This window comes from Bradyrhizobium lablabi (assembly GCF_018129385.1).
Classification (GTDB): Bacteria; Pseudomonadota; Alphaproteobacteria; order Rhizobiales; family Xanthobacteraceae; genus Bradyrhizobium; species Bradyrhizobium lablabi_C.
Genome location: NZ_JAFCLN010000007.1, coordinates 90,036 through 104,418, shown reverse-complemented (window position 1 = coordinate 104,418; position 14,383 = coordinate 90,036). Strand labels below are relative to the sequence as shown.

General features: G+C 62.9%; 16 protein-coding genes. 8 read left to right on the top strand and 8 right to left on the bottom strand.

Annotation, left to right across the window (positions count from 1 at the left end):
- Positions 1 to 146: 146 nt before the first annotated feature.
- From JQ628_RS16185 to pqqA, 7 genes are all read right to left on the bottom strand, one after another.
- On the bottom strand, positions 147 to 818 hold the full coding sequence (locus tag JQ628_RS16185; protein WP_212223652.1) for a DUF4286 family protein: 672 nt from the start codon (positions 816 to 818) through the stop codon (positions 147 to 149).
- Positions 819 to 831: 13 nt separating this feature from the next.
- A complete protein-coding gene (gene pip, locus JQ628_RS16180; protein ID WP_212223650.1) occupies positions 832 to 1,815 on the bottom strand; it encodes a prolyl aminopeptidase in 984 nt (327 codons plus the stop codon).
- Complete coding sequence (pqqE, locus tag JQ628_RS16175) at positions 1,805 to 3,013, bottom strand: pyrroloquinoline quinone biosynthesis protein PqqE (protein ID WP_212223648.1); 1,209 nt, start codon at positions 3,011 to 3,013, stop codon at positions 1,805 to 1,807. Before pqqE ends, pip begins: the two co-directional genes overlap by 11 nt.
- Positions 3,010 to 3,318, bottom strand: coding sequence for a pyrroloquinoline quinone biosynthesis peptide chaperone PqqD (gene pqqD / locus JQ628_RS16170; RefSeq protein ID WP_212223646.1), 309 nt, complete (start codon positions 3,316 to 3,318; stop codon positions 3,010 to 3,012). The genes pqqE and pqqD overlap by 4 nt, the downstream gene beginning before the upstream one ends.
- Before the next feature lies 1 nt (position 3,319).
- Positions 3,320 to 4,093, bottom strand: a complete 774-nt coding sequence (pqqC, locus tag JQ628_RS16165; RefSeq protein ID WP_433996140.1) for a pyrroloquinoline-quinone synthase PqqC — start codon at positions 4,091 to 4,093, stop codon at positions 3,320 to 3,322.
- A 2-nt stretch (positions 4,094 to 4,095) separates the two neighbouring features.
- Positions 4,096 to 5,025 carry a pyrroloquinoline quinone biosynthesis protein PqqB gene (gene pqqB / locus JQ628_RS16160; RefSeq protein WP_212223644.1) on the bottom strand — a complete coding sequence of 310 codons (930 nt, stop codon included), beginning with the start codon at positions 5,023 to 5,025 and terminating at the stop codon, positions 4,096 to 4,098.
- 159 nt (positions 5,026 to 5,184) lie between these two features.
- A complete protein-coding gene (pqqA, locus tag JQ628_RS16155) occupies positions 5,185 to 5,265 on the bottom strand; it encodes a pyrroloquinoline quinone precursor peptide PqqA (RefSeq protein WP_012029362.1) in 81 nt (26 codons plus the stop codon).
- A gap of 293 nt (positions 5,266 to 5,558) precedes the next feature.
- Between pqqA and JQ628_RS16150 the strand changes: the two genes are divergently transcribed.
- The 8 genes from JQ628_RS16150 (at position 5,559) to serA (ending at position 12,800) form a co-directional block, all read left to right on the top strand.
- Positions 5,559 to 5,819 (top strand): DUF6894 family protein, encoded by a 261-nt coding sequence (locus tag JQ628_RS16150; RefSeq protein ID WP_212223642.1) that lies wholly within the window; start codon positions 5,559 to 5,561, stop codon positions 5,817 to 5,819.
- A 185-nt stretch (positions 5,820 to 6,004) separates the two neighbouring features.
- Positions 6,005 to 7,288 carry a PQQ-dependent sugar dehydrogenase gene (locus JQ628_RS16145; protein ID WP_212223637.1) on the top strand — a complete coding sequence of 428 codons (1,284 nt, stop codon included), beginning with the start codon at positions 6,005 to 6,007 and terminating at the stop codon, positions 7,286 to 7,288.
- Between the two features lie 109 nt (positions 7,289 to 7,397).
- Positions 7,398 to 7,964, top strand: a complete 567-nt coding sequence (locus tag JQ628_RS16140) for a c-type cytochrome (RefSeq protein ID WP_212223636.1) — start codon at positions 7,398 to 7,400, stop codon at positions 7,962 to 7,964.
- 63 nt (positions 7,965 to 8,027) lie between these two features.
- A complete protein-coding gene (locus JQ628_RS16135; protein ID WP_212223635.1) occupies positions 8,028 to 9,428 on the top strand; it encodes an amidase family protein in 1,401 nt (466 codons plus the stop codon).
- Positions 9,429 to 9,436: 8 nt separating this feature from the next.
- Positions 9,437 to 9,913, top strand: coding sequence for a glutathione peroxidase (locus JQ628_RS16130; RefSeq protein WP_212223633.1), 477 nt, complete (start codon positions 9,437 to 9,439; stop codon positions 9,911 to 9,913).
- Positions 9,910 to 10,167, top strand: a complete 258-nt coding sequence (locus tag JQ628_RS16125; protein WP_212223631.1) for a DUF3297 family protein — start codon at positions 9,910 to 9,912, stop codon at positions 10,165 to 10,167. Before JQ628_RS16130 ends, JQ628_RS16125 begins: the two co-directional genes overlap by 4 nt.
- Positions 10,168 to 10,307: 140 nt before the next feature.
- Positions 10,308 to 11,477, top strand: a complete 1,170-nt coding sequence (locus JQ628_RS16120) for a mandelate racemase/muconate lactonizing enzyme family protein (RefSeq protein WP_212223629.1) — start codon at positions 10,308 to 10,310, stop codon at positions 11,475 to 11,477.
- 57 nt (positions 11,478 to 11,534) lie between these two features.
- Positions 11,535 to 12,800 carry a phosphoglycerate dehydrogenase gene (serA, locus tag JQ628_RS16115; RefSeq protein ID WP_212223628.1) on the top strand — a complete coding sequence of 422 codons (1,266 nt, stop codon included), beginning with the start codon at positions 11,535 to 11,537 and terminating at the stop codon, positions 12,798 to 12,800.
- Positions 12,801 to 12,917: 117 nt separating this feature from the next.
- Here serA and JQ628_RS16110 read toward each other — a convergent pair whose 3' ends face one another.
- Positions 12,918 to 14,273 carry a malonyl-CoA decarboxylase gene (locus JQ628_RS16110; RefSeq protein WP_212223626.1) on the bottom strand — a complete coding sequence of 452 codons (1,356 nt, stop codon included), beginning with the start codon at positions 14,271 to 14,273 and terminating at the stop codon, positions 12,918 to 12,920.
- Positions 14,274 to 14,383 lie beyond the last annotated feature (110 nt).

Here is a 14,383-nt window from a genome sequence, read left to right as displayed (position 1 = left end):
GGCTTACCTTATTAGAGCCATTCCAGAGCCCGCACAAAGGCCTTTTTGTCTCATCTCCAGTTTTCGTGAGCGGAGCTGGGTTGCAGCGTTAATGACGGCATAAATCGAATGCGGCAATGCAGCATGTGCAGTGCAGCGGTGGTATGTCAGGCGTCGGGAAGATCGCTTTTTGCGAGATCGAACAGCAATCGATAGATGCCGCTCGAAATCACCAGCGGTTTCAACGCGGCATTGTCGGTAAAACGCGCCGCATTCGCAGCAATCGCGCTCACATCCGTGCCATCGATCAAAATGAACCAATCGCCGGCGCCCGGATTCGATGCCGCCGCCTCGTCCGTCAGCGGCCGTGAAAGTACGGGATCGCCCTCGATCAGGTGCATCGAGATGATCCCGTCGAGCTTTGCCGGATCGAGCAGTTCGCCCAGCGCGGCCCGCAATTTTTCCGCGCCGCCTTCGGGCGGACGAACCCGCACAATGCCGAGCGCCGCGCCGCGGCCCACGCCATGGCTGATGGTGATGCGCGCCACCGAACGGATCATGTTTTTGAAGCGGGCAATATTGGCCTTCGACCAGTCGGTCTGGCTCGCCAGCGCCTTGCGATAGGCCGGGCTGTCCAGCACGTCGAACGTCACGGTGGAATAAAGGCTGAGATATTTCGGCTTGCCGTCATGCGCGACGTAGCGCCGTGCCTCGAGGAAGCCGTCGATCGCAACGCGCTCCTCGAGATGCTCGCGATCGTACCAGCGGTTGAACTCGGCCTCGTGCGCGGCATCGATGTCCATCGACGTCAGCAGCATGCCCTTTCCGGCGATCGGCATTTTCTAGATTTCCTTATCGGGTGATCCGCGAAGCCACATCCGCAACCGCCTTCATCACCGCGTTGCGCACGCCGGGATCATACAACGTATGGCCCGCGCCTTCGGCGATGCGGATTTCTGCATCCAACCACACCGCGGCAAGTGCATGCGAGGTCGCTGGCGGGCATAATAGGTCGTAACGTCCTTGCACGATGATGCCGGGAATGCCGGCGAGTTTCCCGGCTTCCGCGATCAACTGGTCAGGCCGCATAAAACTGTTGTTCTGAAAGTAATGCGCTTCCATAAAAGGCGTTGCGGGCAGGGCGCCCGAATGCAGCGATTGACGGTTGAGGCGCGTGCGGTTTGGCGCATGCTCGGAAAGAATACGCTCGGTCTCGCCCCAGGCGCGCGCGGCGGGACCGTGGATGGCGGGATCTGGGTCGAGGATGCGGCGGAAATAGGCGTCGATCGGCTGTGCGCGTTCTTCCGGCGGCAGCACGCTCAGAAAATCCTCATAGAGGCCCGGGTAGAAACGCGGCAGCGAGGAGAGAAAGCCGTTTTCGATTTCCTCGCGCGTGCCGAGGAAGGTGGCGCGCAGGACGATGCCGCTCACGCGCTCGGGATGCGCCTCTGCATACGCCAGCGCCAAGGTCGCGCCCCAGGAGCCGCCGACCACCATCCAGCGCTTGAAGCCGAATTTTTCGCGGATCATCTCCATATCCGCGATCAGGAGCTGTGTCGTGTTGTTCTCGCGCAGGCCCTTTGGCCTGCCGCGGCCAGCGCCGCGCTGGTCGAACAGGATGGCGTGAAAGCGCTCGGGGTCGAACAGGCGGCGGTGATCGGGCTGGCAGCCGCTGCCGGGGCCGCCATGCAGATAGACCGCGGGGATGCCGTCGGCGCGGCCGACGCTTTCGACATAAATTTCGTGGCCGTCGCCGACCGAAAACATTTCCGAGGTCAGCGGTGCAAAGGGATCGGCGCGTCTGGTGGATTTTTGCGCGTCGGCGTCAGGCGCCATGATCGTCTACCGTCTCCAGCGTGCCGCCGGCAAAGTTGCGATAGAGGAAGCGCGTCTGCTCCGAGGCGGCATCCTGCTCGGCCTGCCTGAAGATCGCTTCGTGCATCGGCGACAGTGTGCAGGCCGGATCGGTATTGCCGGCATCGCCGGTCAGTGCAAACGCCTGGCAGCGGCACCCGCCGAAATCCTGCTCGCGATATTCGCAGGATTTGCACGGTTCGGGCATCCACCCCGTTCCGCGATAGCGGTTGAACGCCTCGGAGTTTTGCCAGATCCACGCAATCGAATGATTGGAGCGCACCGACTCGAACTCAAGTCCGGTAATGGACTCGGCGGCATGACACGGCAAAATCTTGCCCGAGGGTGAGATGTTGAAGAACTGCCGGCCCCAGCCGCCCATGCATTTTTTCGGCCGCAGCGCGTAGTAGTCGGGCACGACATAGTCGATCGCGAGCACGCCCTTCAGCCGCACTTGGGCTTCCTCGACGAGACGGCTGGTTTCCTCGATCTGCTCGAACGTCGGCATCAGCGCGGCGCGGTTCTTCAGCGCCCAGCCGTAATACTGCACATTGGCCACTTCCAGCCGGTCGGCATCGAGATCGACCGCCATCTGGATGATGTCGGAAAGCTGATGCAGGTTTTGCCGGTGCATGACCGCGTTGACCGTCAGCGGCAGGTCCAGCTCGCGCGTCCAACGCGCGGCCTCGATCTTCTTTTCGTGCGACTTCTTCAGGCCCGCGACACGGTCGGCCACGACGGGTTCATTGCCCTGAAAGCTGATCTGCACATGGCAGAGCCCGGCATCGGCCAGTGCGGAAAGCTTTTCCTTTGTCAGCAGCACCGCCGAGGTGATGAGGTTGGTGTAGAGCCCGACATCGCTGGCATGCTGCACCAGTTCGACCAGATCCTTGCGCGCGGTTGGCTCGCCGCCGGAAAAATGGATTTGCAGCACGCCGATCTCGGCAAGCTCGGAAAGAACTTTTTTCCACTCGTCGGTGGTGAGCTCGCTGCCGGCGCGATCCAGCTCGACCGGATTGGAGCAATAGGGACATTGCAGCGGGCAGCGATGGGTCAGCTCGGCGAGCACCGCCAGCGGAATGCCAAAAGTTTCCGCCGTCGAGCCGCGCCGCTCCAGCGCCGCGAGCCCGTCGGTGGGGCTGCTGGCAACTGACGCGGCATCTGTCAGGGTCGGGCTCATGGCGTCTTCTCGCGGGCTTCGGTCAGAAACCCCTTGTCGGCAAGATCCTGTAGCATGGCGACGACGTCCGTCACGATCGCCTCGCGCGGCGCGGCGTATTTGGCTGCGAGCAGTTCGACCACATCGGCGACGCTGCGCGCGCCGTCGCACAACTTTAGCACCTCGACCGCGATCTCGTCCGGCGCCAGCACGCGCTCGGGCGCGAGGATCACCCAGACCTGCCGCGTCTCGTCGAAACGCAGCTTGGCGTGCCGCGGCAGAATCGGCCGGCTCGTTTCATTGACCTGGATGTTGCGGCTCGCCATCTCAATTCTCTTTCGGCACGAACGCGCCCGGCGGAATGAAGCCGTTGACATAGGCATGGTACAACGCGTCGAGCTGCACCCACAGTACGTTGGTCTTGAAGATCAGCGCATTGCAGACCGCCTCGCGCTGCTGCGGCGTCGTGGCGTGCTCCTTGACATATTCCAGCGCAAATCCGGCATCGCGCGGCGCCTGCGTCAGGCGGCGGCTGAAATAGCTCATGATGTCGGGGTTGACGAAATCATAGTGCTTCAGCATCCCCGAGATGCGTTCCTCATGCAGGTTCGGCGCGAACAATTCGGTGAGCGAAGAGGCGATCGCCTCCAGCGGCGTCCGGTCACGGACGAAATGCACATAGGCTTCCACCGCAAAGCGCGTCGCCGGCAAAATGCCTTCGGTCGATTCCACATAGGCGCTGTCGAGCCCGAGCCCTTCGGTGAGCTTGAGCCAGCGCTCGATGCCCCCCTCGCTGCCGACGTCGCCGTCATGATCCTCGATGCGGTGCCGCCATTCCATCCGGATATGGCGCTCGCGGAACCGCGAAATCACCACTGCGTCCTTTAGCGGAATCGTGCTCTGGTAATAGTAACGGTTCAGCGCCCAGGCCTGCACCTGACCCTTGCTAAGCTTGCCGCCATGCAGCAGGCGGTGGAACGGATGCAGGCTGTGGTAGCGCGTCGCGCCGATCTGGCGCAGCGTCGCTTCCAGCTCACCGGCATTGCTCAGCGAAATGCCCTTGCCGATCGACAGGGCCGTCATTCCGCTCGTGGGCACCATGTTCACAGCACGATCTCCGTTCCATCGGCCGGGATATGCCAGCCGGCCTGTTCCAGCTTCTGCCGCTCGGCCGAGCCGTTCAGCAGTGCCGGATTGGAGTTGTTGATATGCAAGAACATCTTCTTGCCGATGTCGAGAGCGGCGAGGCTTTCGATCGCGCCCTGATCGCCCGACATCGAAATATGTCCCATGCTCTGTCCCGTCTTTTGCCCAAGCCCGGCCGCAATCAGTTCATTGTCGCGCCACACCGTGCCGTCGAAGAACACCAGGGGCGCGCCGTCCAGCCGCGCCTTCAGAGCGTCGGTCACCCGTGCGCAAGCGGCGATGAAGTAGAAATACTTGCCGCTCGCTTTGTCTTCAATGCGCAGGCCCAGCGTATCGCCCACGCCGTCGCCGCCAGCCGGATGCGCCTTGCCCTCGAGATACCAGGCGCCCTTGCCGGGAACTTCGAACGGCAGCACCTCGATGCCGGAGGGTGAGCCGTCGGGCAGGGCGGGCAAAAAAGGCCGGTCTACCTCGATCGGCTGCCGCCTGACGTTCTTTTCGCCGAGCACATTGAAGATGCTGTTGGATTGCAGGATCGCAAGCACGCGGCCGTGCGCATAGATCGTGAAGGGCGAGCCCTCCCGCATCGACAGCAGGCCTGCGACCGCGTCAATCTCGCCATTGGTCAGGATCACACCCGCGATCGGGCTGTGCCGAAGCTGGCCCCGCTTTGGATGAAGCTGCGGCGCGGCAATCAGTTGCTGGCGCAGGTCGGGCGATGCGTTGACGAGGAACCAGTGCTCATTGTCGCGGCTGACCGCGATCGAGCATTGCGTGCTTCTCAGTTCCGGATTTTCGCTTCGCGCCTTCAGGCATACCGGGCACCCGCAATTCCATTGCGGAACACCACCACCTGCCGCGGCGCCCAGGACGACGACGCGAAGCATGATCCGTCACTCCGGAAAAGCTCGAATTCTGCAATTCGAACGCTGAACTGGGCCCAAAACGTTTCGAGGTGGACACCGGCGCCGGACACATTCCCGAAATCGGGATTGCATCACACCCGGATGTCCACCTTCGATAGACGTGGAGAAATCGCGGTCGGCTTACTTGCGGGCCGCACACGCATACATGTTGATTTCCATGCCGACCGGCACTTCTACGATCTTCGGTGCTTTCCAGGCCATTATGGCTCTCCCTTGAACCGGACGAACTTCCGCCCTGCTCATTAAGGTAGCGCGGAAAGAAAAGTTCGCCAGTGAAATCTTTCGCCATAAAATTTGCGTTGCGCATGCTGCGGCGCGAAAGGAAAATGCATTGAATGAACCGGGGCTTAGCTCAAAACAGCGTGAGATCAACGGTTTCGCAGTTGCTTGCAACCCCGCGAAGGCCGATGTGTCCATGCTTCGGGCGTGCCCGGTTCCGGAGAAGAAGCTGTGGGCCCACAGGCCGCAGCCCCCAAAGAAAGTCAGTTCCGCCCATGCCACGATACTTTTTCAACACCCGGATCGGCGACGAGCTGATCGCCGACCCGGAAGGGGAAGAGTTACGAAATCCCGATCGCGCCTGGGAAATGGCGCGCGCCATGATCCGCGAACTGCTGAAGACGGAAGGGACCGACGAGCGCCTTCTCAATGCGACGGTCGAAGTCACCGACGACGAAGGCGAGATCGTGCTGGAGTTTCCGTTTGCGGAAGCGCTGCTCGACATGCCCGACGATCGATCCGCCACGCGGCATTGATTGCAATCATTTCGGGCGCGCGAACCGAAATCGGCGAAATCGGAATGACGTGCTTCACACGCGCGATCTGATTTCCGATTGCGTATCGGCGGGCAAATATCACAGACTGCAACTTCGGAAAGCCCCCGGGGCCGGCATCGCGTGCCTGCGCGTGGAAATCGGGCTTCCGCCAGGGAGAACGTCCAATGCTGAACTGTTCATCTGCGTCGCGCAGCCTGTTGCTGACCGGCGCTTTTTTCGGTGCCCTTACCATTGGTGCGGCTGCACAACAGCCGGCGGCATCGCCGCCCGCGGCAAGCCCGCCGGCCGCCGCCGCGCCGCTGCCTCCGGGCTCGCCGCTGATCGGCCGTCCCGACAACAGTGAAGCCGCCGCCAAGCTGGCGCCGATCGCGCCGCCGCCGATTCCGGCCGCGGCCGACAAGCTGCCCACGGCCAAGCTTAAGGTGCCGCCCGGCTTCAACATTGAGGTCTACGCCTCCGGTCTCGCCAACGCGCGTTCGCTCGCCGAGGGCGACAAGGGCACGATCTTCGTTGGCTCGCGCCTGGTCGGCAATGTCTATGCCATCAGCAACAAGGACGGCAAACGCACGGTCAAGACGATCGCCTCGGGTCTGCACCGGCCGAACGGCGTCGCCTTCAAGAACGGCACGCTGTACATTGCCGAACTGTCGAAGATCTCCAAGGTCGAGAAGGCCGAGGACAATCTCGAAGGCCCGGCCAAGCTCGCGACGATCTACGACAATCTGCCGAAGGACGAGGCCCATGGCTGGAAGTTCATCGCCATCGGTCCGGACAACAAGCTCTATATTCCGGTCGGTCAGCCCGGCAACAACGTGCTGCACAGCGACGCGCACGGCCAGATCCGCCGCATCAATCTCGACGGCAGCGGCGGCGAAGTGATCGCGCGCGGCGTCCGCAACACCGTCGGCTTCGACTGGAATCCGGAAAACAAGCAGCTCTACTTCACCGACAACGGCCGCGACTGGATGTCGGAAGACGTGCCGGAGGATGAGCTCAACCGCATCACCAAGGTCGGCGAGCACTTTGGCGCGCCCTATTGCTTGCAGGGCAACATCGTCGATCCCGAATTCGGCTGGGGCAAATCCTGCTCCGACTACACCGCGCCGGTCACGCTTTTGGGCCCGCATTCGGCCGCACTCGGCATGCGCTTCTACACCGGAAAGATGTTCCCGGCCGCCTACAGGAACGCCATCATCGTGGCGCGCCACGGCTCCTGGAACAGGAGTAAGAAGGTCGGCGGCGACGTTCTCCTCGTCAAGCTGAACAAGGACGGTACTGTGAAGTCGACCGAGCCGTTCATCACCGGCTTCCTCGAGGACAACAAATATATCGGCCGTCCCGTGGACGTGATGCAGATGAAGGACGGCTCGCTGCTGGTCTCCGACGACTATAACGGCGCCGTCTATCGCGTCACCTACGGCAAGCAGAAGGTGGCGGACAAGAAGTAGCCACCACACCCACCGCCGTCATTGCGAGCGTAGCGAAGCAATCCAGAGCCGTGCAGGCACACTGGATTGCTTCGTTGCTGCGCTCCTCGCAATGATGAGGGTATAGTTCATGCGTAAGATCATCACCGCCCTCGCGTTTGCTCTCATCGCATCCGCCACCCATGCGCAATCCTTCGAGGAGCGCGTCGCGCCGTGCCTTGCCTGTCACGGCGAAAAGGGACAATCCGAAACCGAGAATACGCCCTCGCTCGGCGCCCAGCAGGCGCCGTACACGCTGATCCAGCTCTACATGTTTCGCGAAAAGCTGCGCGCCAACGAAATCATGAACGAGATGGCAAAGCCGCTGAGCGACGACGACCTCAGAACCTTCTCGGACTTCATCGCCAAATTGCCGAAGCCCGCGCCGCCCGCGGAGGCCGGCGATGCCGCGCGCATGCAGCGCGGGCAGGCGGCGGCGCAGCAGCACCGCTGCAATACCTGCCACAACCCGGATTATTCCGGCAAAGAGAACGTGCCGCGCATCGCCAACCAGCGTGAGGATTACCTCGCCAGGACGCTCACCGAATACAAGGGCAACGTCCGCCCCGGTTACGACGCCTCGATGGCCGACGTGATGGCGGCTGTGACGCCCGAGCAGATCGGCGATCTCGCCTATTATCTCGCCCGGGTTCGCTGACGTCCCCCCGCTGGCCATGCCACCCGTCCGGCGCTACAAGACCCCAAGGAAACGGAGTTGGTAATGCAGGACCTCTGGCGTCTGTCGGCGACCGATCTGGCCGGGCTGATCAAATCGAGAAAGGTTTCGGCCAAGGAGGCGGCCACCGCGGCGCTGGCGCGGCTCGATGCGGTCAATTCGAAAATCAATGCGGTGGTCGATCACAGGCCCGCCGAGGTGCTGGCCGAAGCAGCCGCAATCGATGCGAAGATCGCGCGCGGCGAGGATCCGGGCGTGCTGGCCGGCGTGCCTGTTACGGTCAAGGTCAATATCGACCAGCAGGGTTTTGCCACCACCAACGGGCTCAAGATCCAGAAGGACGCGATCGCGAAAGACAACAGCCCCGTCATCGACAACATGCGTAAGTCAGGCGCCGTCATTCTCGGCCGCACCAATTGTCCGGCTTTTTCCTATCGCTGGTTCACCACCAACCTCGTGCATGGCGACACCAAAAATCCACGCGATCCATCCATCACGCCCGGCGGCTCCTCGGGCGGCGCGGGCGCGGCGGTCGCGGCCGGCATCGGCCATATCGCGCATGGCACCGATATCGCCGGCTCGATCCGCTATCCCGCCTATGCCAACGGCGTGCATGGGCTGAGGCCAACGGTCGGCCGCATCGCAGCGTTCAACGCGGCGCTGCCGGAGCGCACCATTGGACCGCAAATCTCGGCGGTCTCCGGCCCGCTGGCGCGGACCATTGCCGATCTGCGCATCGCGCTTGAAGCGATGTCGGGTTTTGACGTGCGCGATCCCTGGTGGGTGCCGGCGCCGCTGCAAGGGCCGCCGCGCGAAAAGCGCGCCGCGCTCTGCCTCAATCCGGACGGGCTCGATCCCGTGCCGGAGGTGAAGGCCGCGGTCGCCGATGCCGGCAAGCGGCTCGCGCGCGCCGGCTGGACGGTCGAGGAAGTGGCTGATACCCCGCCGCTGCGCGAGGCCGCCGATTGGCAGACAAAACTCTGGCTCGGCGACAGCTACGAGGCGCAGCTTGCCGCTGCCGAACGCGAGGGCGATCCCGGCGCGCTCGCTTGCCTCAACGGCAACAGGTCAAAGGTGTTTCCGTTCGATGCCGCCGCGTTCTCCAAGGCGCTGACGCGGCGAGCGACGCTGGCGCGCGAATGGCTGCTGTTCCTGGAAAAATACGCCGTTGTGGTGATGCCGGTATCGGGCGAATTGCCGTTCCCCGACCATCTCGACCGCAAGGACGATGCATCCTTTACGCGGGTGTGGAAGGCGCAGTTGCCGCAGATCGCCATTCCCTTCATGGGGCTGCCGGGCTTGACGGTCTCCACGGGCCTGGTCGGTCGCGTCCCGGTCGGCGTGCAGGTCGTGTCCGGCCGCTACCGCGAGGACCTTTGCCTTGCCGCAGGCGAGGCGATTGAAGCCGGCGGCACGCCATCGGCCGCTATCGATCCCGCGGGCTGAAGAAGTCGATGCCGAGTATCTATGATTTCACCGCCAACTCGCTCGCTGGCGAGGCGGTGCCGCTGAAACGGTTTGAAGGTCAGGTGCTGCTGATCGTCAACACCGCGAGCGCGTGCGGATTCACGCCGCAATATCATGGACTGGAGGCGCTGCAGAAGGAATATTCGCCGCGCGGGTTTGCCGTGCTCGGCTTTCCCTGCAACCAGTTCGGCGCGCAGGAGCCGGGCGATGCCAGCCAGATCGCGGCGTTCTGCGAGACCAATTACGCCGTCACCTTTCCGATGTTCGCAAAAATCGACGTCAACGGCCGTAACGAGCACCCGCTGTATGCATATCTGAAGAGCCAGAAAACGGGCCTGCTCGGCGCCTCAATCAAATGGAATTTCACCAAATTCCTGATAGACCGCTCGGGAAAGGTGGTCGGGCGCTACGCGCCGACCGACCGTCCCGAAGCCCTGAAGAAAAACATCGAGGCCCTGCTGTGAACGACAAGCCCGCAAGCGACGTATTCCCCGACCGTCTCTCGGTCGATCCGAACAGCCCATATTACAATGAAGAGATTCTGGCGCGCGACGTCGGCATCCGCTTCAAGGGCGTCGAGAAGACCAATGTCGAGGAGTACTGCATCAGCGAGGGCTGGGTCCGCGTCACCGCGGGCAACGCCAAGGATCGTCGGGGCAATCCGCTGACCATCAAGGTGCACGGCACCGTCGAGCCGTATTTCCGCGACAAGGCGTAGACGCTCTGGCCCCCACCGTCATTGCGAGGAGCGCAGCGACGAAGCAATCCAGCTTTCTTGCAGCGAAGGAAGCTGGATTGCTTCGCTTCGCTCGCAATGACGAATAGAGACCCCGAGCGTTCTTACGAAGGTTTTCCACCATGTCCGTCCGCATCACCGACGTTGCCGAAATCACCAAGCCGATCTCCTCGCCGATCCGCAACGCCTATATCGACTTCACCAAGATGACGACCAGCCTCGTCGCCGTCGTCACCGACGTCGTGCGCGACGGCAAGCGCGTGGTCGGCTACGGCTTCAATTCCAACGGCCGCTACGGGCAGGGCGGCCTGATCCGCGAGCGCTTTGCGCCGCGCCTGCTGGAAGCCGATCCGAAATCGCTGCTCGATGGCAGCGGCGACAATCTCGACCCCGACAAGGTCTGGGCCGCCATGATGGCGAACGAGAAGCCGGGCGGCCATGGCGAGCGTTCGGTCGCGGTCGGCACCATCGACATGGCGGTGTGGGATGCGGTGGCGAAGATCGCGGGCAAGCCGCTGTTTCGTTTGCTGGCCGAGCGTCACGGCCGGAGCGCGAATCCAAAAGTCTTCGTCTATGCCGCCGGCGGCTATTACTATCCCGGCAAGGACCTCTCGGCATTGCGCGCCGAGATGCGCGGCTATCTCGACCGCGGCTACAATGTCGTGAAGATGAAGATCGGCGGCGCGCCGATTGCGGAAGATCGCGAGCGCATCGAGTCCGTGCTGAAGGAGATCGGCAACGATGCGCAGCTTGCGGTCGACGCCAACGGCCGTTTCGATCTGGAGACCGCGATCGCCTACTCAAAAATGTTGCGGGACTATCCGTTGTTCTGGTACGAGGAAGCCGGCGATCCCCTCGACTATGCGCTCCAGGCCGCGCTCGCAGAGTTCTATCCGGCGCCGATGGCGACCGGTGAAAATCTGTTTAGCCACCAGGATGCGCAAAATCTGATCCGCTACGGCGGCATGCGTCCCGACCGCGACTGGCTGCAATTCGATTGCGCGCTGTCCTATGGTCTCTGCGAATATCAGCGCACGCTGGCCGTGCTGCACACCCACGGCTGGTCGCCGAGCCGCTGCATCCCGCATGGCGGCCACCAGATGTCGCTCAACATCGCCGCGGGTCTCGACCTCGGCGGCAACGAGAGCTACCCCGACCTGTTCCAGCCCTATGGCGGCTTCCCCGACGGCGTGCGCGTCGAGAACGGGCACATCGTGATGCCGGAGTTGCCCGGCATCGGGTTCGAGGGAAAGAGTGATCTCTACAAGGAAATGAAGGCGCTGGCGGCCTGAGTGCGGTCTCCGGCCTATCGTTTTACCGATCATTGATCTCCAAAGGACGCCGCGATCGTGACCAGCAAACTTTCCCTTCCCCAACTCTCGCTCGCCAAGGACAAGATCCGGGTCTTGCTCCTCGAAGGCGTTAACGACAGCGCCGTCGAACTGATCGAGTCGGCCGGCTATTCCAGCACGACGCGCCTTGCCAAGGCGCTGGAGGGCGATGCGCTCAAGGAGGCCATCAAGGGCGTGCATCTCCTTGGTATCCGTTCCCGCACGCAGATCACCCCCGATGTTCTCGAGGCCGCGGACCGGCTGATTGCGATCGGATGCTTCAGCGTCGGCACCAATCAGGTGGACGTCGACGCCGCGCGGCGGAGCGGGATTCCCGTGTTTAACGCCCCGTTTTCCAATACGCGAAGCGTGGCCGAACTGGTGATTGGCGAGATCGTCATCCTGCTGCGCCGGATCGTTGCGCGTTCCAACGCGGCCCATCAGGGCCAATGGGATAAGTCCGCCAGCGATAGCTATGAAGTGAGAGGCAAGACGCTCGGCATCATCGGCTACGGCAATATCGGCTCGCAGCTTTCGAATCTCGCCGAAGCGATGGGCATGCGGGTCATTTTCTATGACCATACGGACAGACTTCGCCACGGCAACACCGAGCCGACCACGACCCTGCATGAGCTGCTGGCGCAGAGCGATGTCGTGACGATGCACGTGCCGGAAACACCGGCGACACACGGGATGATCGGACGCGAACAGATTGCCGCGATCAAGCCTGGCGCCTATTTCATCAACAACAGTCGCGGCACCGTCGTCGACCTCGAGGCACTCGCTGATGCGCTGCGCGAAGGCAGGCTTCGCGGCGCTGCGGTCGACGTCTTTCCGGTCGAGCCGCGCTCGAATGCGGAGCGCTTCGTGTCGCCGCTGCAAGGCCTGGAAAACGTCATCCTGACGCCGCACATCGGCGGTTCGACCGAAGAGGCGCAGGAACGCATCGGTGCCGAGGTGGCGCGCAAGCTGGTCGACTACAGCGATTCCGGCTCGACGATGGGCGCCGTCAATTTCCCCCAGGTCCAGCTACCGGCGCGGCCATCGGGCACGCGGTTCATTCAGGTCCAGCGCAACCTGCCGGGCATGCTGGGACGCCTGAATGACGTGATCGCGCGCCACTCCGTCAACATCGCCGCGCAATATTACGAGACCGCCCACGACGTCGGCTATGTGGTGCTCGATGCCGATGCCTCCGCGGCCGACGGACAGCGTGTGCTGGCAGATATCCGGGCTTTGGAGGGCACCATTCGCGCCCGCTTGCTCTACGAATACAAGATCTGACGTCAACTCGTCATGCCCGGGCTTGACCCGGGCATCCATCAATCTTCAAAAGAGTCATTCGTGAAGCTGGATGGCCGGGTCAGGCCCGGGCATGACGGAACGGAATGTGCTGGTCTGCTACGACCCCAGCCGCATATCCAGCAGCCGGCGGCCTTCGCCCTTGATCAGCTTCTTCACCGCGCTCGACGCAACCACCTCGCCGTCATTGGCATAGGCCTCGTGGTTCTTCTCGATGTCGTCCAGCCGGTAGAGATAATTGACCATGATCCCCGCGGACTCGCGCAAGCCCTTCAGCGAGAGGTCGCCGAGCCAGTCGATCCGCTCCAGCCGCGCGCCGTTGCCGAGATGGAAGCGCGCCACCGAGTCGATCAGCCGTCCCTTCGGCGTGCGCGCTCTCAGGAAATAATGCGCGGCCAGGGGCTCCAGCACCGCGCGAAGCTGTGAAGTCAGTTCGGCGTTCTCGAACCAGTCCGGCTTGTCGAGATTTTGCAGCAGCTCACGCTCTTCCTCGCTGACCGGCACGTCGTTGGCCGTCTTCAGCCATTGCATGAATCCCGGCACGGGCGACAGCGTCACAAAGGTGTCGAGCTTCGGCAGTTCGCGACGCAATTCCTCGGCCACCTGCTTGATCAGGAAGCTGCCGAAGGAAATGCCGCCCAGCCCCCGCTGCGTATTGGAGATGGAGTAGAACACCGCAGTGCGCGCGCGCTCGATCGGCGTGAGCTCGCGCTGTTCGGCGAGCAGCGGCGCAATCGCGTTCGGGATTGTCTCCGTTAGCGCCACCTCGACGAAGATCAGCGGCGCATCCGGCATCGCCGGATGGAAGAACGCGTAGCAGCGGCGGTCGATCGGATCGATGCGGCGGCGCAAATCGTTCCAGTCGCGGATCTCGTGCACCGCCTCGTAGCGGATGATCTGTTCCAGAATGTTGGCTGGCGTCGACCAGTCGATCCTGCGCAGCACGAGGAATCCCCTGTTGAACCAAGAAGAGAGCAGATGAACGATGTCGCGGTCGAGCCCGTCGAGATCGTTGCGGCCTTTTGCGAGGCCCAGCAGGTCCGCGCGCATCCGCACCAGTTCGCTGGTGCCGCCCGGCGCGCGATTGAGCCGCCGGAACAGTTCTTGCCGGCGCGGCTCGGAGGCAAAGTGCAGGTCGCTGGCGTCGTCGTCGGAGGGGTCCGCGCGCCAGCTTTCAATTGCTTTCGCCAGTTTTGCGCGGTCCGGTCCGTAATGGCGCGCCAGATATTCGAAGAAGGTCAGTTGCGCAGTGGAGTCGAGCTCGTGATAGCCGTCGAGCACCTCGCGCGCCATCGCGGTGCCGGACGCTTCGCCACGGCCGGACAGCAGCGCTTCGCACAATTCGATCAGGTCGGAGGCGTCCTGCTTGCCGTCGGGTTCTTCACCCCTGCGCAGCAGCGTGCGCCCGCGCTCGGAAATGGTGGCGAGGAGGTCGGAGAAGAACGCGTTGGCCATGTCGGTCGTCGAATCCTTTGGGGTTCGGCGGACGGTGCCATAGATTTATGGCGGCCGCCGCCACAATCAAGCGCGACCATCGGACGTCATGCCCGCGAAGGCGGGCATCC

Coding starts and splice junctions, on each gene's coding strand:
- JQ628_RS16145 (WP_212223637.1), top strand. CDS start 6,005: ATGCTGAACTGTTCATCTGCGTCGCGCAGCCTGTTGCTGACCGGCGCT.
- JQ628_RS16135 (WP_212223635.1), top strand. CDS start 8,028: ATGCAGGACCTCTGGCGTCTGTCGGCGACCGATCTGGCCGGGCTGATC.
- JQ628_RS16130 (WP_212223633.1), top strand. CDS start 9,437: ATGCCGAGTATCTATGATTTCACCGCCAACTCGCTCGCTGGCGAGGCG.
- pqqD (WP_212223646.1), bottom strand. CDS start 3,318: ATGGCGAGCCGCAACATCCAGGTCAATGAAACGAGCCGGCCGATTCTG.
- JQ628_RS16150 (WP_212223642.1), top strand. CDS start 5,559: ATGCCACGATACTTTTTCAACACCCGGATCGGCGACGAGCTGATCGCC.
- pqqA (WP_012029362.1), bottom strand. CDS start 5,265: ATGGCCTGGAAAGCACCGAAGATCGTAGAAGTGCCGGTCGGCATGGAA.
- pqqC (WP_433996140.1), bottom strand. CDS start 4,093: ATGGTGCCCACGAGCGGAATGACGGCCCTGTCGATCGGCAAGGGCATT.
- pip (WP_212223650.1), bottom strand. CDS start 1,815: ATGGCGCCTGACGCCGACGCGCAAAAATCCACCAGACGCGCCGATCCC.
- JQ628_RS16140 (WP_212223636.1), top strand. CDS start 7,398: ATGCGTAAGATCATCACCGCCCTCGCGTTTGCTCTCATCGCATCCGCC.
- pqqE (WP_212223648.1), bottom strand. CDS start 3,013: ATGAGCCCGACCCTGACAGATGCCGCGTCAGTTGCCAGCAGCCCCACC.
- JQ628_RS16110 (WP_212223626.1), bottom strand. CDS start 14,273: ATGGCCAACGCGTTCTTCTCCGACCTCCTCGCCACCATTTCCGAGCGC.
- JQ628_RS16185 (WP_212223652.1), bottom strand. CDS start 818: ATGCCGATCGCCGGAAAGGGCATGCTGCTGACGTCGATGGACATCGAT.
- JQ628_RS16120 (WP_212223629.1), top strand. CDS start 10,308: ATGTCCGTCCGCATCACCGACGTTGCCGAAATCACCAAGCCGATCTCC.
- pqqB (WP_212223644.1), bottom strand. CDS start 5,025: ATGCTTCGCGTCGTCGTCCTGGGCGCCGCGGCAGGTGGTGGTGTTCCG.